Here is a 16,843-nt window from a genome sequence, read left to right as displayed (position 1 = left end):
CTTGGACGAGTGCCGCCCCTCGATCCGCCCGTCGACCCCGAGTCCCCTGACCTGAGCGCCGCCCTGGTCGCGCTGCAGAAGCGTGCGCTGGGCGTGCTCGCGGGCCTGCCGGCGGACGCCCTCGAGCTGGGCGAGCTGTTCCGGGCCGCCGGGCACGAGCTCGCGCTCGTCGGCGGTCCCGTGCGTGACGCCTTCCTCGGCCGCGCCTCGGCCGACCTCGACTTCACGACGTCCGCGTCGCCCGACCAGACGGAAGCGATCCTGGCGCGCTGGGGCGACGCGCACTGGGACATCGGCAAGGAGTTCGGCACCATCGGCGCGCGGCGCTTCGCGGGGCGTCGTTCGTCGTCGGCCGACGACGTGGTCGTCGAGGTCACCACGTACCGCACCGACGAGTACGACCCGACCTCGCGCAAGCCGCAGGTCGCGTTCGGCGAGTCCCTCGAGGGCGACCTGTCCCGGCGCGACTTCACCGTGAACTCCATGGCCGTCCGCCTGCCGGCGCTGACGTTCGTCGACCCGTTCGACGGCCTCACGGACCTCGCGGCCGGCATCCTGCGCACACCGGTGGACCCGCGGCAGTCGTTCGACGACGACCCGCTGCGGATGATGCGGGCGGCGCGCTTCGCCGGCCAGCTCGGCTTCGGCGTCGACCCTGCCGCGCGCGAGGCGATCGTCGACATGGCCGACCGGATCACGATCGTCTCGGCCGAGCGGGTGCGCGACGAGCTGAGCAAGCTGCTGGTCTCGGCGCAGCCGCGCGCGGGCCTCGAGGTGCTCGTCGACACCGGGCTCGCCGACCACGTGCTGCCCGAGCTCCCCGCGCTGCGCCTCGAGATCGACGAGCACCACCGCCACAAGGACGTGTACGAGCACTCGCTCATGGTGCTCGAGCGTGCGATCGCGCTGGAGACCGGTCCGGACGGCGCGGTGCCCGGCCCGGACCTGGTCCTGCGGCTCGCGGCGTTGCTGCACGACATCGGCAAGCCGAAGACGCGCCGCTTCGAGGACGGTGGCGGGGTCAGCTTCCACCACCACGAGATGGTCGGCGCGAAGCTCGTCGCCAAGCGCCTGAAGGAGCTGCGGTTCGACAAGGCGACCGTGCAGGCCGTCGCGCGGCTGACCGAGCTGCACCTGAGGTTCCACGGGTACGGCGAGGGCGGCTGGACCGACTCCGCCGTGCGGCGGTACGTGACCGACGCGGGACCGCTGCTCGAGCGCCTGCACCGGCTGACCCGGTCCGACTGCACCACGCGCAACCTCCGCAAGGCGGCCCGGCTCTCCGCCGCGTACGACGACCTCGAGGAGCGGATCGCGCGCCTGCAGGAGCAGGAGGAGCTGGACTCGGTGCGGCCCGACCTCGACGGCACGCAGATCATGGAGATCCTCGGGCTGGCGCCGGGGCGCGAGGTGGGTGAGGCCTACCGGCACCTGCTCGAGCTGCGGATGGAACGCGGCCCGTTGGGTGCCGACGCCGCGCGCGAGGAGCTGGTCTCCTGGTGGGCTACGCGCGCCTGACCACCAGGAGGCAGACGTCGTCTTCCTGGTGGGGGCCGACGAGCGTCTCGACCAGGCGGTCCTTCACGGCGCTCGCGTCGGCGTCGTCGGGAAGCCGCGAGAGCTCGGCCGTCAGGGCGGCGATGCCCTCGCGCAGGCCGCGGTCGCGCCGCTCGACCAGCCCGTCGGTGTAGAGGACGAGGGTCGCGCCCGGTGGCACGTCGATCTTCGCCTCGGCGCCGCCCGGGCCGGCCAGCCCGATGGGGGTCGACAGCCCCTCGTCCAGCGCCTGCACCGCGCCGCCCGCCAGCCGGAGCAGCGGCGGCGGGTGGCCGGCGCGGGCGTAGATGACCTGGGCGCCGTCGACGGTCGGCTGCCAGCGCAGGTAGGCGCAGGTGGCGATGTCGGCGATGTCCAGGCCGCGCACCAGCTGGTCGGCGCGCGCGAGGACCTCGCCCGGCGACGAGCCCTCCCACGCGTACGACCGCAGCAGCGAGCGCAGCTGACCCATCGCGGCGGCCGCGCGCAGGTCGTGCCCGACGACGTCCCCGACCGCCAGCCCGATCGCGCCGTCGGGCAGCGACAGCACGTCGAACCAGTCGCCGCCCACCTCGGTGCGTCGGGTCGACGGCACGTACGCGGCGGCGACGTCGAGCCCGGCGATCCGAGGGATCGCGGGCAGCAGGCTGTGCTGGAGCGTCAGCGCCGCGGTGCGCTCGGCGAGGAACAGCCGCACGTTGTCCAGCGCCAGGCCGGCCCGGCGCCCGAGGTGAGCGGCCGTGACGACGGCGTCGGGAGTGAACCCGTCGACGGCGACGAGGGTGAGCACCCCGAGCACCCCGTCGCGGCCGCGCAGCGGGACCACCATCGCGCTGCCCAGGCCGAGCCGGCGCAGGAGTGCCAGCTGCTCCGGCGTGGTCCGCTCGGGCAGACCCGCGGCGTCGATCGCGTACGGGGTGGCGACGAAGCCTGGGCTGCTGGTGAGCGCCTCGGCCATCTTGGGCGACCGCGACAACCAGCTCACCTCCTGGTTGGCCAGCTCACGGGCCGCGTCTCGGACCTCCGGGTCGCCGGCGACGAGGTGGACCCGGGTGAACCGGCCGCGCTCGTCGGTGATGGCCACGTATCCCCAGGTGCCCAGAGCGGGGATCGCGATGTCGCCCAGGGCGTCGACCGCGTCGTCGTACTCGAGGTGCCGCGCCAGCTCGTCGCTGATCCGTGCCAGCAGCTCCAGGCGGGCCGTCGTCTGGTGGGCGAGGTCGAGCTCCCGGTCGCGGGCCGTGTCGACCCGGTCGGACACGTCCGCCTGGATCCCGACGTGGTGGGTCACCTGCCCGGACTCGTCGACGACGGGGCTGACGACGACCTGGTTCCAGAACGCCGAGCCGTCGCGCCGGTAGTTGCGGATGACCGTGGCCACGGCCCGGCCCTCGTCCATGGCGGTCCGGATGCGCGCCACGGCGATCGGGTCCGTGTCCGCGCCCTGGAGGAACCGGCAGTTGCGGCCCAGCACCTCGTCGGGTGGGTAGCCGGTGAGTCGGGAGAAGGCGCCGTTGATCCAGACCAGGGGATCGTCGGGCCGGAGCGCGTCCGAGATCGACAGTGCGAGGTCGCTCCCGAGCACGGCGTTCAGCGGGAGGTCGTCCTGTCTTCCGACAACCTTGTCGTCGCTGCTCACGAGGCCAATCGTGCCTCGGCCGGATGCACCGCCGATACCCCCCGAGAGGTGGAGCCGTAGAGCGCGGCGAACCCGGCGTACGCGACGGCGAGGGCGAGGAACAGACCGCGCGAGTAGCCGGTGTCGGGCAGGGTGACCGCACCGAGCGCGGCCGCGCCGACGAACGCCGCGTTGTAGAGGACGTCGTAGAGCGCGAACGCCCGGCCGCGGAAGGCGTCGTCGGTGTCGCGCTGCACGATGGTGTCGACGGCGATCTTCGCGCCCTGGGCGGCCAGCCCGAGCGCGCCGGCGGCCACCAGCACCGCGACCTTGCCGGCCGACGCCACCAGCAGCAGCTGGCTGACCGCGGCGAGCGACAGGCAGAGCACGATCCAGACGTGCGGGCCCGTGCGCGGCGAGAGCACCGGGGTGAGCACCACGGCCAGAACGAACCCGGCGGCCGACGCCGCGAGCACCAGCCCGAACGTGCGCAGGCCCGCGCCGGCGTCGGCCGGGTCCGACAGGAGGTTGCGCGCGATGAGGATGCTGGCGATGAACGTGACGCCGTAGAGGAACCGGTGGGCCGCCATGATCCCGAGGGCGCGGGCCGGGGTCCGTCGCGCGATCAGGTGCTTCGCCCCGGCGACCAGGCCGTGGGCGAGCGTGCCGAGCGCGGCGCGCATCTGCCGGGCGTCCGCGCGCTCGTCGGGACCCAGCCTGTCCTTGCCCAGCCGCGTGGCCAGGCCCGCGGCGGTGGCCATGACCGCGGCCGCCACGAAGAGCGCCGCCGCGTCCTTGCCGCGCCCGGGCGGCAGTGCCAGACCCAGCACGAACCCGATCGCCCCGCCGACCCCCGCCGCGGCCGCCCCGAGCGTCGGGGTCAGCGAGTTCGCCGTGAGCAGCAGCGGGCCGTCGACCGTCCGCGGGAGCGACGCGCTCAGCGCCGACAGCAGGAACCGGTTGATCGACAGGTTGACCAGCGCCAGCACGTACACCGCCGGTCCCACGCCGTCGGTCACCATGATCACGGCGATGAGCAGCGTGATGGCGACGCGGACCAGGTTGCCGACGAACAGCACCTGCCGCCGCCGCCACCGGTCCAGCAGCACCCCGGCCCACGGCCCGACGATGGTGAACGGCAGCAGCAGCACCGCGAACGCCGCCGCGACCCCGACCGCCGTGCTCGCATTCTCCGGGGAGAAGAAGAACAGCGTCGCCAGCCCGACCTGGAACATGCCGTCGGCCGTCTGGCTGACGAGCCGGACGGCAAACAGCTTGCGGAAGTCCTTCAGGGGCCAGAGGGCCTTGAGGTCGGCGATCACCTGCACCGGCTCATCCTCGCACCCGGTCTGTGGGCTCTCTGCGCTCACCCCAACCGATCCGTGTGCCGAGACGTTCTTGGTGACCGGCGATACTTGCCGACCGACAGGAAGAGGTTCGATGGCCCGGAGTTGGGAGCCGCTGCTCGAGCAGGTGGCCCGGGAGCGCTATCCGCGGCTCGTGGCGCGGGCGATGCTGCTGGTGGCGTCGCGGTCGGACGCAGAGGACCTCGTGCAGGAGGCGCTCGTTGCGACGTTCACGGCGCGCGCCCGCTTCGAGTCCGCCGGACAGGCCGAGCAGTACGTGCGGCGGGCGATCGTCTCGCGGTTCGTCGACCGGGTCCGACGCAGCGGTCGGGAGCGCTCGGCGGCCGAGCGGACCGTCGCCCGACCTCACCCCTCCACCGTGGACCTCGCCGAGCAGGGGCTGTCGACGCACCTCGAGGTGGCGCTCCGCGCGCTCGGTCCGCGTGTCCGTGCGTGCGTCGTTCTCCGACACCTCGAGGACTTGTCCGTCCGGGAGACCGCGTCCTTGCTCGGTCTGAGCGAAGGCGCTGTGAAGCGGTACGTCTCGGACGGCGTGGCCGCCCTCAACGTGGCGTTGGGCACATCGAGTCCCGACGACCGCGACGCCGTGGTGCTCGTGCAGACCGAAGAGGTGCATCGTGGAGCGTGACCTGAGGGACGTCATGGCGGAGAACCTGGGCGCCCGTGAGCAGTCGATCGGTGCGCTCGAGCCCACGGCCGGTGCACTCGCCAGGACGGTCCGCTCGGTCCGAAGGCGGCGCGCGGTCCGGCACTCGTCGCAGGCGGTGGGCGCCGTCGCGATCGCTGCAGTCGTGGCGCTCGGGTCGTGGTTCGGGCTCCGCGGGACCGACGACCCGGTACCGGTCGTCGCGCCGACGCCGACGTCGTCGACCCCTGCGCCGTCCGCGAGCGCGACGCCCGCCGCCACGGTGGTGCCGGACGACATCCTGGGCCTCCCTCCGACCTTGCCGATGCCGCCCGGGCTGCTGCAGAAGACCAAACCGGGCTGGGTGCTGGCGATCTACGCGTCCGAGCCGTACTCCGACGGGTCGACCACCGGCGGCGACAGCATCCCGGCGGTCGTCGCGCACACCGTGGTCCTGGCCGCTCCGACCGGCGAGCTGTACCGGGTGGGTGACCTCCCGACCGCCATGGGTGTTCGGCTCCTGACCTGGACGGCCGGCTCGACGACCGCGGTGGTCAGCATCGACTGGCAAGGCGACCTCGGCCAGGGCACAGTGCCGCGGGCTGAGCTCGACCTGACGACGGGCTCGATCACCCCGCGACCGGTCGTCGGCACCGGGTTCGGGGACCAGGCTGACTGGTACTTCGATGGCGTCGCGGCTGACGGAAACGAGCTCTGGTCCAACCCGACCAGCACCGATGCCGTGACCTCCGACCTGTTCTCGGTGGCGCACGACGGCACCGCTCGACCGCTCGCGGACCTGGGATACACGATGCTGCTTGACCCCACGGGTCGCCGGGCGGTGACTCCGCCGCACGACGGCACGTCCGGGACGACGCTCGGCGTGGTGGACCTGGTCGCCGGGAGACGGACCGAGCACGCCTTCGAGGTGCCGGGCAAGTCGTGCGACGTGGTCGGCTGGCTCGACACGGACGCCCTCCTGGCGCTGTGCCTCGACGCCAACTACGACCGGTGGCCGACCGCGCCGAGTGATCTCACGGAGGCGGAGGAATGGGCGTCGGCGGACCCGAGCATGTTCCGCTTCGACATCGGCAGAGGGGCAGGCTCCCTGCTGGCGCGACTCACCCAGTCCGATCCACTGCCGAGGACGTGGTCCGGCACATGGCTGCGGCAAGGAGAGGTCGCGTACACGGGCTCGGCGGCGCAGCTCCACCAGCCGGCCGGTTGCGCGACGAGCGTGTACGTCTGGAAGGGCAGCTCGTCGATGCCCTTGCAGTCCCCGGATGGCCCCGACGCCGACACGTTCGGGTCCTTCGTGTCGGGCGATCGCCTGCTCGTGAACGCCCGGGTCGGGTGCGACGGCCCTCTCCAGCCACCGATCGTCGTGGCGCACTCCATCTCGGGCGGCGCCTCCACGGTCCTCCTGCCGGCACCGCCAGCAACGGCGGAGGTACCCGAGTGGATGTCCGGCGTCGGCTCCTGGGTCGTCGGCCGCTGACAGCAACGACGAAGGCGCGCACCCCGAGGGATGCGCGCCTTCGTCGTCAGATCAGGAAGCTCAGCGCTCGTTCTCGCCGTTGATGAAGGCCTCGAGCTGGGCGCGGCCCAGGGTGTCCTCCATCTGGACCGGCGGGGACTTCATGAAGTACGTCGAGGCCGACAGGATCGGGCCACCGACGCCGCGGTCCTTGGCGATCTTCGCGGCGCGCAGGGCGTCGATGATGATGCCGGCCGAGTTGGGCGAGTCCCAGACCTCGAGCTTGTACTCGAGGTTCAGGGGCACCTCGCCGAACGCGCGACCCTCGAGGCGGACGTAGGCCCACTTGCGGTCGTCGAGCCAGGCGACGTAGTCCGACGGGCCGATGTGGACGTTGCGGTCCTCCTTCTTGCCGCCCAGGGGGCCGGTCAGGTTGGAGGTCACGGCCTGGGTCTTGGAGAGCTTCTTGGACTCCAGGCGCTCACGCTCGAGCATGTTCTTGAAGTCCATGTTGCCGCCGACGTTCAGCTGGTACGTGCGGTCCAGCACGACGCCGCGGTCCTCGAACAGCTTCGCGAGGACGCGGTGCGTGATGGTGGCGCCGACCTGCGACTTGATGTCGTCGCCGACGATCGGGACGCCGGCAGCCTCGAACTTCGCGGCCCACACCGGGTCGGACGCGATGAAGACGGGGAGGGCGTTGACGAACGCGACACCGGCGTCGATCGCGCACTGCGCGTAGTACTTCGCCGCGATCTCCGACCCGACGGGCAGGTAGCAGATGAGGACGTCGGCCTGGGCCTCGCGCAGGGCGGCGACGATGTCGACCGGCTCCGCGTCCGACTCGGTGATCGTCTCGCGGTAGTACTTGCCGAGACCGTCGTTGGTCACGCCGCGCTGGACGGTCACGCCGAGCGGCGGGACGTCGGCGATCTTGATGGTGTTGTTCTCCGAGGCGCCGATGGCCTCGGACAGGTCGAAGCCGACCTTCTTCGCGTCGACGTCGAACGCGGCGACGAACTCGATGTCGCGCACGTGGTAGTCGCCGAACTGCACGTGCATGAGGCCCGGCACGGTGCTGCTCGGGTCGGCGTCGGCGTAGTAGTGCACGCCCTGGACGAGCGACGCGGCGCAGTTGCCGACGCCGACGATGGCGACGCGGATGGAGGTCATCCTCGCTCCTTCTCGGTGGTTCGCGCGGGGGCGACGTCGTCGTCCCCAGCGGGTGTGTCAGCAACGGCCGGACGACCGGTGCCTGCAGGACGGGTGCGGCGGAGGCCACGCTCGTTGTCGATCAGCCCGTCGAGCCAGCGGACCTCACGCTCGACCTGTTCGAGGCCGTGCCGCTGGAGCTCGAGGGTGTACTCGTCCATGCGCTCGCGGGTGCGGGCGAAGGACTGGCGGACCGTCTCGAGACGCTCGGTCAGGCGCGTGCGCCGACCCTCGAGGATCCGGAGGCGGGTCTCGGCGTCGGTCTGCCCGAAGAAGGCGAACCGGACGTCGAAGTTCTCGTCCTCCCAGGTGGCCGGTCCGGACGACGCGAGCACCTGCTGGAGGTGCTCCTTGCCGTCCGCGGTCAGCTGGTAGACGATGCGGGCGCGCTTGGACGCCACGGTGTGGGGCGCGACGACCGACTCGGTGCCCTGGATCCAGCCGCGGTCGACCAGCGACTTGAGGCAGGGGTACAGCGAGCCGTAGGAGAGTGCCCGGAACGAGCCGAGCACCAGGTTGAGGCGCTTGCGCAGCTCGTACCCGTGCATCGGGGACTCGTGCAGCAGCCCGAGGATGGCCGGCTCGAGCACGTCGGAACGACCGCGCACGGGGGCACCTCCTCAGGATGTTGGTGGAGTCGATGTATCAACTCGATACATCCGGAGAGTATGTCGAGAACGACGAACCGAGCAAGTCCGACCCGCTGGCGGTGACGGGCGTCACCTCTGCGAGCGGCTGTGCGGCGGGTGTCGGCGGGCGCGGTGCCGATCGTGTGAAGGCTCGCCGCAACAGGCCCTTCGGTCCCCTGCGAGGCACAGAGGGGTCCCCCATACTGGGCGTCGCGGCCGAGGCCTGCCCGGATCCGGGCGCCCGGCCCCCACAGTCGTCGAACGGAAGGCAGCGCGTTGGCAGGCACGAATCGGAGGGCTCCCGCCCGCGGCAAGCGCAGTGCGCCCCGTGGCTCGACGTCCTCGTCGCGCAGCAGCGCCCCCAAGCGACGCTTCTTCGACTACCCGCGCACCGGCTTCCACGGCCTGCACCGCTGGCTGCCCTCGTGGCGCGTGGTGCTGGGCACGATCCTCGGCGTCGGCTTCCTCGGCGTCGGCGCGGTCGTCGGCGCCTACGCGTACACAAAGGTGCCGAGCCCGGCCGACGACACGAGCGCGCAGACGACGACCGTCTACTTCGCGAACGGTGCCGACGGGCAGCCGGGCCCGGTCATGGGCACGTTCGCGATGCAGAAGCGCCAGATCGTCGACACCACGGCGATTCCCGCGTACGTGGGGCAGTCCGTCGCCGCGGCCGAGGACAAGACGTTCTTCACCAACAACAGCGGCGTCTCGATCACGGGCATGGGCCGCGCGTTCCTGAACAACGTGCGCGGCGGCGCGACCCAGGGCGGGTCGACCCTCACGCAGCAGTACGTGGAGCGGTACTACGTCGACAAGACGACGACCGACTACGTCGGCAAGTTCAAGGAGACGCTGCTCGCGATCAAGATCGCGAAGAGCCAGTCCAAGGCCGAGATCATGGACGGCTACCTCAACACGATCTACTGGGGCCGCGACTCCTACGGCATCCAGGCCGCGGCGCAGGCGTACTTCGGCGTCAACGCCGCCGACCTGACGGTCGAGCAGTCGGCGATGCTCGCCGGCATCATCCCGTCCCCGAACAACTGGGACCCCAAGGTCAGCCCGGCCAAGGCCGAGGCGCGCTGGAACATCGTGCTCGACTCCATGGAGGAGCAGGGCTGGGTGGACCCGACCGCGCGGGCCGCGATGACTTTCCCGGCGACCATCGACTACCAGCCGAGCGAGACCATGCGCGGGACCAACGGGTACTTGCTGCAGATGGTCATCGACGAGCTGGAGAAGCCGCCGTACGGGATCACGCGCGATGAGCTGAATCGCAACGGCTACAGCATCGTCACGACGATCCAGCAGCCGCTTCAGGCCTCCGCGGAGACCAATGCGAAGGCTTTCCTGGCCGGTTCGCTGCCGGAGCTGAACGGTGCGGTGCCCAACCCCCGAACCCGCGTGTCCATCAGCTCGGTCGACCCCAAGGACGGCGCGATCGTCGCGCTGTACGGGGGCGCCGACTACCTGACGGACCAGCGCAACACGGTGACGTACGACAACGTGCAGCCGGGGTCGACGTTCAAGCCGTTCGCGCTCATCGCGGGCCTCGAGCAGGGGGTGGGTCTGAACACCCGGTTCAGCGGTCGCACGCCCCAGGAGTTCGGAGACTGGAAGGTCAACAACTTCAGCAACGAGCAGTTCGGGAAGATCGACCTCGTCGAGGCCACCGCGCAGTCGGTCAACACCGTGTACGCCCAGCTGAACTTGCAGGTCGGTCCGGACAAGACGGCCGCGGTCGCGGAGCGAGCCGGCCTCACCGCGCCCGTCGACACCAACCGCGCGAACGTGCTCGGCACGGAGACCGTCAAGCCCATCGAGATGGTCGGCGCATACGCCACCATCGCGTCCGGCGGCACGCGCGTCGACCCGTACATCGTCCGGACCGTGAACAACCCCGACGGCTCGGTCGCCTTCCAGCACAAGGACCCCACGGAGCGGGCGTTCGCGCCCGACGTGATGGCCGACGCCACCTACGCGATGACGCAGGTCGTGCAGAAGGGGTCGGGCAAGCAGTGGATCAAGCCGCTCGACCGCCCGATCGCGGGCAAGACCGGGACCACGCAGGACAACAAGGCCGCCTGGTTCGTGGGGTTCACGCCCAACATCGCGACCGAGGTGTCGTTGAGCCAGATCGGTGAGGACGGCAAGTCGCAGGAGTCGATCGAACAGATCGGCAAGGTCAAGTACGTCACCGGCGCCACCTGGCCGGCATTCCTCTGGCAGTCGTACATGAAGGACGTCTTCGCGCAGCCGCAGTACTCGGCCGTGGTGGACTTCCCGCCGCGAGCCAACGTCGGCAGCAAGCCGTCCGCGGCGCCGAGCGAGGCGCCGACCGAGACGGCCGCCCCGACGGAGCAGCCGACTCAGGAAGCGCCCGCGCAGGCCACCGTGCCGTCCGGGCTCGAGGGCAAGCTGGAGGCCGACGCGACCGCGAACGTCGTGAACGCCGGCCTCAGCGCCAACGTCGTCTCCGAGCAGTCGGACACGGTGACGGTCGGTCGGGTCATCCGCACCGATCCGGGCTCGGGCGCGTCCCTCGCGCCGGGCAGCAGCGTGACGCTGGTCGTCTCCAGCGGACCGAAGGCGCAGCCCACCCAGGCGCCCCCGCCCGCGACGCCGGCGCCGACACCGGCGCCGACCCCCTGATCCACGGCGAGGAGCGGTCCGCCGCTCCTCGCCGGAACTTCCGGGTGCCCGTCCGTCCACAGCCGATTTCGGCGGTGGCCCCCGGCCGGGTAGCCTTGGAGATTGCTGTGCTCGGAGCGGACCGTCGTCATGGACGGCTCTTCTCCGCACAGCGACGCACACACCCTCCTGCCACGGATCGACCGTGGCCGCGAAGACCAGAGGAGGTGGGTATGAGCCTGCGTCAGTACGAACTCATGATCATCCTTGACCCCGAGATCGAGGAGCGCACCGTTGCTCCGTCGCTCGACAAGTACCTGACGGTCGTCAAGACCGACGGTGGCACTGTCGACAAGGTCGACATCTGGGGCCGTCGTCGTCTTGCGTACGACATCCAGAAGAAGTCCGAGGGCATCTACGCCGTCATCGACTTCCACGCGACGCCCGCGACCGCCAAGGAGCTCGACCGCCAGCTCGGCCTCAACGAGGTCGTCCTGCGGACCAAGGTCCTGCGCGCCGACGCCTGATCTCTCTTGTGGGTGGCTGCACGTAGCGTGCGGCTCCACATCAACCGACTGATCGAACGAACGAGGAGCTGGGCATGAGCGGTGAGACCGTCATCACGGTGATCGGGAACCTGACCGGGGATCCCGAGCTGCGCTTCACCCCTTCGGGGGCTGCCGTCGCGAACTTCACCGTCGCGTCCACCCCCCGTACGTTCGACCGCCAGAGCAACGAGTGGAAGGACGGCGACACGCTGTTCCTCCGCTGCTCGATCTGGCGGGAGGCGGCCGAGTCGGTCGCCGAGTCGCTCACCAAGGGCACCCGCGTCATCGTGACCGGCCGGCTCGTGCAGCGCTCCTACGAGACCCGCGAGGGCGAGAAGCGCACTGTGTACGAGCTCCAGGTCGACGAGGTCGGCCCGTCCCTGCGCTACGCCACGGCCAAGGTCACCCGGACCCAGCGTTCGGGTGGCGGCGGCGGTGGCTTCGGCGGCGGGGGCGGCGGCGGCTTCAGCAACGGTGGCGGTGGCGGCGGATTCGGTGGCTCCGGCGGCGGCAGCAGCCAGCAGGACGACCCGTGGGCGACGCCCGCAGGTGGGTCCGGCGGCGGCTACTCCGACGAGCCCCCGTTCTGATCGGCGCCTGACACTCAGACATTCCCCATCCCTGGGCACGGCAACGCCCAGGGCTCCAGCAGACAAGGAGCACCACGATGGCCAAGGCCGTGGTCCGTAAGCCGAAGAAGAAGCAGAACCCGCTCAAGGCGGCGAAGATCGACGTCGTCGACTACAAGGACACTGCGCTGCTGCGCAAGTTCATCTCCGACCGCGGGAAGATCCGCGCTCGCCGGGTGACCGGTGTGTCCGTCCAGGAGCAGCGCGCGATCGCGCGTGCCGTCAAGAACGCCCGCGAGATGGCTCTCCTGCCGTACTCGTCGTCGGCGCGCTGAGAAAGGGGACCATCATGGCGAAGATCATCCTGACCCACGAGGTCACCGGTCTCGGTGAGCCCGGTGACGTGGTCGAGGTGAAGGACGGGTACGCCCGGAACTTCCTCGTCCCGCGCAACCTGGCGACGCCCTGGACCAAGGGCGCCGAGAAGGACGTCACCGCGATCCGCAAGGCCCGCAAGGCCCGCGAGATCGCGACGCTCGACGACGCCAAGGCGATCCGCGACTCGCTGCAGAGCAAGCCGGTCGTCGTGTCGGCCAAGGCCGGCGAGTCGGGCCGTCTGTTCGGTGCCGTCACGACTGCCGAGATCGCTGACGCGGTCAAGAAGTCGGGCGCCCCGCAGATCGACAAGCGGAAGGTCGAGATCGGTCAGCCGATCAAGGCCCTCGGCGAGTACCAGGTGTCGGTCCGTCTGCACGCAGACGTGTCCGCGACGGTGACCGTCAAGGTCGTCGCAGCCTGAGCTGAGCAGTCCTGAGAAGCGCCCCGCTCCCTTCGTGGGAGCGGGGCGCTTCTCCTATGCGCCGGTCACCATCCAGGCGGTGCCGCGTGCACGCCAGCCCGTGGTCACCGCGCGGGCCAGCATGAATACTCCGGCGAACGCCGCCCACAGCCACGCGAGCCCTGCCGCCCCCGGCGGTGCGGTCTCGCGGACGGCCAGCGCGAACGGCACGTAGACCACGAGCGTGCCCATGCCCGCCCACGCGAGGAAGCGGCCGTCACCGGCGCCGATGAGCACGCCGTCCAGCACGAACACCCAGCCGGCCATCGGCATGGTCAGCGCGGCGACGACGAGCGCGGCGACGGCGGCGTGGCGGACGTCGTCGTCGGCGGTGAAGAGCGGCACGTAGGCCCACGAGAGCCCGCCGACGAGGAGGCCGAGCGCGGCGCCCGCCCCGACGCCCCACTGGAGCGTGCGGCGCAGCAGCGCTCGGACGCGCGGGACGTCTGCGGCACCGAGGGCGTGGCCGACGAGTGCCTGCGCGGCGATGGCCAGGGCGTCGAGCGCGAAGGCGGCCAGGCCCCAGACCGCGGCGACCACCTGGTGCGCCGCAAGCTCGACGGCGCCGAGGCCGGTGGCCACCCAGACGGTGAGCAGGATCGCGAGGCGCAGCGACAGGGTACGGACGAACAGCGGCGTGCCGGCGCGCGCGTTCGCCAAGATCCCGCCGGCCGCGGGGCGCAGCTGCGCGCCGGCGCCGCGTGCGCCGCGGACGACGACCACGGTCAGTGCGACCGCCATGGCGAGCTGCGTCAGCGCCGTGCCCAGCCCGGAACCGGCGATGCCCATGCCGACGCCGTAGACGAGCACGACGTTGAGCACCGCGTTCACCACCGCTCCGGTGGAGGCGACGACGAGGGGTGTGCGCGTGTCCAGCATGCCGCGCAGCGCACCCGTGGACGCGAGGACCAAGAGCATCCCGGGCAGACCGGGCGACGACCAGCGCAGGTAGATGACGGCCTGCTCGGCGACCTCGCCGGTCGCGCCCAGCGCCTCGACCAGCCACGGGGCGCCGAGCCAGGTGGCCGCCGCCAGCACGATCCCGAGGCCCAGCGCGAGCCACATCCCGTCGACGCCGACCTGCAGCGCACCGGCCTGGTCACCGGCACCGAGGCGTCGCGCGACCGCGGCGGTGGTGGCGTACGCCAGGAAGACGCACAGGCCCACGACCGTCACCAGCACGGTCGAGGCGAGCGCAAGACCGGCCAGCGGGGCGGTGCCCAGGTGGCCGACGACGGCGGAGTCGACGAGCACGAAGAGGGGCTCGGCGACCAGCGCACCGAGCGCCGGCAGGGCGAGCGCGAGTATCTGCCGGTCCACGCCCGGGGATCGGTGTCCGACAGATGAAATCTCGGCCAACCCTTCTCGCGTCCACAGCACGTGCACAGCGTTTGCGCGGGTGACGCGCAGATCTCCGCCGAGATTCGCATCGCCGTCCACATGACTGTCCACGGCCTGTGGATAAATTCGGTCACGATCCACAGGTCCACTCACAGTAGGCGAGGCGTGCTCCACAGATCTCCCCAGACGGCCCCACAGATGTGTGCCGCGTTTCCCACAGGCCGATTCCGGCGTTTGGTGGAGCGGGCGCGGACCCCTAACGTCGCGAGTGCGAGGCCCCGATCTGTGCGGGGAGGCTCGTGTGGGCGCGGATGTCAGACCCCCCATGGAACATGAGTTCGAACGACGATGATGGGGACCAGATGACGATCGAGGAGCTCGAGTACGGCGCGCCGTCGGGCACCGGACGCGGTGGTGGCGGCGGCTACGACCGCACCCCGCCCCAGGACCTCGACGCCGAGCGCAGCGTGCTCGGCGGCATGATGATCTCGAAGGACGCGATCGCCGACGTCGTCGAGCAGATCCGCGGCACCGACTTCTACCGCCCCGCGCACGAGGTCGTGTACGACGCGATCATCGACCTCTACGGCCGCGGCGAGCCGGCGGACGCCATCACGGTCGCGGACGAGCTGACCAAGCGCGGCGAGATCCAGCGCGTCGGCGGGGCGCCCTACCTGCACACGCTCATCTCGTCGGTCCCCACCGCCGCGAACGCCGGCTATTACGCCCGGATCGTCCGCGAGCGCTCGGTGCTGCGCAAGCTGGTCGAGGCCGGCACCCGGATCGTCCAGCTGGGCTACGGCACGGACGGCGGCGACGTCGACGAGATCGTCAACAACGCCCAGGCCGAGGTGTACGCGGTCACCGAGCGCCGGTCGTCCGAGGACTACATGATCCTCGGCGACATCATCGGGGGCGCGGTCGACGAGATCGAGGCGGCCGGTCACCGCGGCGAGGGCATGATCGGCGTCCCCACCGGGTTCTCGGACCTCGACCGGCTCACCAACGGCCTACACCCGGGACAGATGATCGTCCTCGCGGCGCGTCCGGCCATCGGCAAGTCGACGATGGGCATCGACATCGTCCGGTCGGCGTCCATCAAGCACGGCCTGACGTCCGTCGTCTTCTCCCTCGAGATGAGCCGCAACGAGATCACCATGCGTCTGCTGTCCGCCGAGGCGCGGGTGCACCTGCAGAAGCTGCGCAACGGTCAGATGGGCGAGGACGACTGGGCCAAGATCGCCGCCACGATGGGGAAGATCTCCGAGGCGCCCCTGTTCATCGACGACTCGCCGAACATGTCCCTCATGGAGATCCGGGCCAAGTGCCGGCGGCTCAAGCAGAAGCACGACCTGAAGCTCGTCGTCATCGACTATCTGCAGCTGATGTCCTCGGGAAAGCGCGTCGAGTCCCGCCAGCAGGAGGTCTCGGAATTCTCCCGTGCCCTCAAGCTGCTGGCCAAGGAGCTCGAGGTCCCGGTCATCGCCATCTCGCAGCTGAACCGTGGCGCCGAGCAGCGCACCGACAAGCGGCCGCAGATGAGCGACCTGCGCGAGTCGGGCTCGATCGAGCAGGACGCCGACATCGTCATCCTGCTGCACCGCGAGGACGCCTACGAGAAGGAGTCCCCGCGCGCGGGCGAAGCCGACGTCATCGTCGCCAAGCACCGAAACGGGCCGACCGACACCCTGGTCGTGGCGTTCCAGGGTCACTACTCGCGCTTCGTGGACATGCAGGCGTAATCGGTCCTGCTCGTGTCGAGATGCAAGATGCGTTGACTATTCGGGTCTCGTAGTTCGACGACCCGACCTGTCCGGGTTGGAAGCCGCCGGAGTGTTGTCCCACGTGCGGACCAGGTTCGTGAAGCTCAGCCGGTCGCCGCGTGCGGGATCCACCTGCCGAACCACTGCTCGGCGTCGTATGCCTCGAACCGCTCGACCTCGACAAACCCCAGCCTCATGGCCACGCGCATCGACGGCACGTTCGCGGTCTGGGTGATGAGGACGACGGCTTCACCCGGCAGTGCGCCGGCGAACCAGCTGAGTGCGGCTCCGCCAGCTTCGGTGGCGTATCCCCGTCCCCACGCCTCCGGGAGAAGGAGGTACCCAAGGTCCACCTTGCCGGCCGCCTGGCGAACCTCGTAGTCGAGGTCCCGGCGTTCGAGCTGAACGATCCCGACCATCGATCCGTCGACGTCGATCACGAATTGACCGGGACGCCCCTGCGGAGCCGTGGGTAGCGCGTGCTCGACCGCCTCACGCGATCGTGATCCGCCCGTGTAGGTCCCGACCTCGGGTGACGTGTAGAGCTCGACGAATGCCGCACGATCGCGCGCCTCCGGCGGCCGGAGCAGAAGTCGGTCGGTCGCGATAATTCCCGGTGGCCACGTCACGCGCCCAAGCTCTGCCATGCCCCGACAGGTTAGCGAACCTGAAAGCCTGGGCACCTG

General features: G+C 70.8%; 15 protein-coding genes. 9 read left to right on the top strand and 6 right to left on the bottom strand.

The window, feature by feature from the left end; genetic code table 11:
• The first annotated feature begins 9 nt into the window (after positions 1-9).
• The gene (locus AC1DQC_RS01405) at positions 10-1,518 is read left to right on the top strand and encodes a CCA tRNA nucleotidyltransferase (protein WP_477049440.1); all 1,509 of its coding nucleotides are present in this window, start codon (positions 10-12) and stop codon (positions 1,516-1,518) included.
• Here the strand turns inward: AC1DQC_RS01405 and AC1DQC_RS01400 are convergent.
• Together AC1DQC_RS01400 and AC1DQC_RS01395 are read right to left on the bottom strand one after the other, a co-directional pair.
• Positions 1,505-3,175, bottom strand: a complete 1,671-nt coding sequence (locus tag AC1DQC_RS01400) for a SpoIIE family protein phosphatase (protein WP_477049439.1) — start codon at positions 3,173-3,175, stop codon at positions 1,505-1,507. The two genes, AC1DQC_RS01405 and AC1DQC_RS01400, sit on opposite strands and share 14 nt — an antisense overlap.
• Positions 3,172-4,482: an MFS transporter gene (locus AC1DQC_RS01395; protein WP_477049438.1), complete on the bottom strand. Its 1,311-nt coding sequence runs from the start codon at positions 4,480-4,482 to the stop codon at positions 3,172-3,174. The genes AC1DQC_RS01400 and AC1DQC_RS01395 overlap by 4 nt, the downstream gene beginning before the upstream one ends.
• 112 nt (positions 4,483-4,594) lie before the next feature.
• On the opposite strand from AC1DQC_RS01395, the gene AC1DQC_RS01390 reads away from it, so the two are divergent.
• On the top strand, positions 4,595-5,149 hold the full coding sequence (locus AC1DQC_RS01390) for a sigma-70 family RNA polymerase sigma factor (protein WP_477049437.1): 555 nt from the start codon (positions 4,595-4,597) through the stop codon (positions 5,147-5,149).
• Positions 5,139-6,644 carry a hypothetical protein gene (locus AC1DQC_RS01385; RefSeq protein ID WP_477049436.1) on the top strand — a complete coding sequence of 502 codons (1,506 nt, stop codon included), beginning with the start codon at positions 5,139-5,141 and terminating at the stop codon, positions 6,642-6,644. The genes AC1DQC_RS01390 and AC1DQC_RS01385 overlap by 11 nt, the downstream gene beginning before the upstream one ends.
• Before the next feature lie 60 nt (positions 6,645-6,704).
• Here AC1DQC_RS01385 and AC1DQC_RS01380 read toward each other — a convergent pair whose 3' ends face one another.
• Both AC1DQC_RS01380 and AC1DQC_RS01375 read right to left on the bottom strand, forming a co-directional pair.
• Positions 6,705-7,796 carry an inositol-3-phosphate synthase gene (locus AC1DQC_RS01380; RefSeq protein WP_477049435.1) on the bottom strand — a complete coding sequence of 364 codons (1,092 nt, stop codon included), beginning with the start codon at positions 7,794-7,796 and terminating at the stop codon, positions 6,705-6,707.
• Positions 7,793-8,443: a PadR family transcriptional regulator gene (locus AC1DQC_RS01375; protein ID WP_477049434.1), complete on the bottom strand. Its 651-nt coding sequence runs from the start codon at positions 8,441-8,443 to the stop codon at positions 7,793-7,795. The genes AC1DQC_RS01380 and AC1DQC_RS01375 overlap by 4 nt, the downstream gene beginning before the upstream one ends.
• A 297-nt stretch (positions 8,444-8,740) precedes the next feature.
• Between AC1DQC_RS01375 and AC1DQC_RS01370 the strand changes: the two genes are divergently transcribed.
• From AC1DQC_RS01370 to rplI, 5 genes are all read left to right on the top strand, one after another.
• Positions 8,741-11,119 carry a transglycosylase domain-containing protein gene (locus AC1DQC_RS01370; RefSeq protein ID WP_477049433.1) on the top strand — a complete coding sequence of 793 codons (2,379 nt, stop codon included), beginning with the start codon at positions 8,741-8,743 and terminating at the stop codon, positions 11,117-11,119.
• A gap of 212 nt (positions 11,120-11,331) precedes the next feature.
• Positions 11,332-11,625, top strand: coding sequence for a 30S ribosomal protein S6 (rpsF, locus tag AC1DQC_RS01365; RefSeq protein ID WP_034611334.1), 294 nt, complete (start codon positions 11,332-11,334; stop codon positions 11,623-11,625).
• Positions 11,626-11,699: 74 nt separating this feature from the next.
• Entirely contained in the window at positions 11,700-12,236 is a 537-nt protein-coding gene (locus tag AC1DQC_RS01360) for a single-stranded DNA-binding protein (protein ID WP_477049432.1), read from the top strand.
• A 77-nt stretch (positions 12,237-12,313) separates the two neighbouring features.
• Complete coding sequence (rpsR, locus tag AC1DQC_RS01355) at positions 12,314-12,550, top strand: 30S ribosomal protein S18 (RefSeq protein WP_028051084.1); 237 nt, start codon at positions 12,314-12,316, stop codon at positions 12,548-12,550.
• A gap of 14 nt (positions 12,551-12,564) precedes the next feature.
• Complete coding sequence (rplI, locus tag AC1DQC_RS01350; RefSeq protein ID WP_477049431.1) at positions 12,565-13,014, top strand: 50S ribosomal protein L9; 450 nt, start codon at positions 12,565-12,567, stop codon at positions 13,012-13,014.
• A 54-nt stretch (positions 13,015-13,068) separates the two neighbouring features.
• Here rplI and AC1DQC_RS01345 read toward each other — a convergent pair whose 3' ends face one another.
• Positions 13,069-14,430, bottom strand: coding sequence for an MATE family efflux transporter (locus tag AC1DQC_RS01345; RefSeq protein WP_477049530.1), 1,362 nt, complete (start codon positions 14,428-14,430; stop codon positions 13,069-13,071).
• A gap of 326 nt (positions 14,431-14,756) precedes the next feature.
• Between AC1DQC_RS01345 and dnaB the strand changes: the two genes are divergently transcribed.
• Entirely contained in the window at positions 14,757-16,136 is a 1,380-nt protein-coding gene (gene dnaB / locus AC1DQC_RS01340; protein WP_477049430.1) for a replicative DNA helicase, read from the top strand.
• A 125-nt stretch (positions 16,137-16,261) separates the two neighbouring features.
• Here the strand turns inward: dnaB and AC1DQC_RS01335 are convergent, their stop codons facing one another.
• The gene (locus AC1DQC_RS01335) at positions 16,262-16,804 is read right to left on the bottom strand and encodes a GNAT family N-acetyltransferase (protein WP_477049529.1); all 543 of its coding nucleotides are present in this window, start codon (positions 16,802-16,804) and stop codon (positions 16,262-16,264) included.
• Positions 16,805-16,843 lie beyond the last annotated feature (39 nt).

This window comes from Cellulomonas sp. P4_H12, from assembly GCF_056400905.1.
The sequence above is the reverse complement of the archived record's forward strand: the minus strand, read 5'-3'. Positions and strand labels throughout refer to the sequence as shown.

Bases quoted from the DNA above. Each gene is read 5' to 3' on its own strand.
- AC1DQC_RS01390 (WP_477049437.1), top strand. From the start codon at position 4,595: ATGGCCCGGAGTTGGGAGCCGCTGCTCGAGCAGGTGGCCCGGGAGCGC.
- AC1DQC_RS01380 (WP_477049435.1), bottom strand. From the start codon at position 7,796: ATGACCTCCATCCGCGTCGCCATCGTCGGCGTCGGCAACTGCGCCGCG.
- rpsF (WP_034611334.1), top strand. From the start codon at position 11,332: ATGAGCCTGCGTCAGTACGAACTCATGATCATCCTTGACCCCGAGATC.
- AC1DQC_RS01360 (WP_477049432.1), top strand. From the start codon at position 11,700: ATGAGCGGTGAGACCGTCATCACGGTGATCGGGAACCTGACCGGGGAT.
- rpsR (WP_028051084.1), top strand. From the start codon at position 12,314: ATGGCCAAGGCCGTGGTCCGTAAGCCGAAGAAGAAGCAGAACCCGCTC.
- rplI (WP_477049431.1), top strand. From the start codon at position 12,565: ATGGCGAAGATCATCCTGACCCACGAGGTCACCGGTCTCGGTGAGCCC.
- dnaB (WP_477049430.1), top strand. From the start codon at position 14,757: ATGACGATCGAGGAGCTCGAGTACGGCGCGCCGTCGGGCACCGGACGC.
- AC1DQC_RS01335 (WP_477049529.1), bottom strand. From the start codon at position 16,804: ATGGCAGAGCTTGGGCGCGTGACGTGGCCACCGGGAATTATCGCGACC.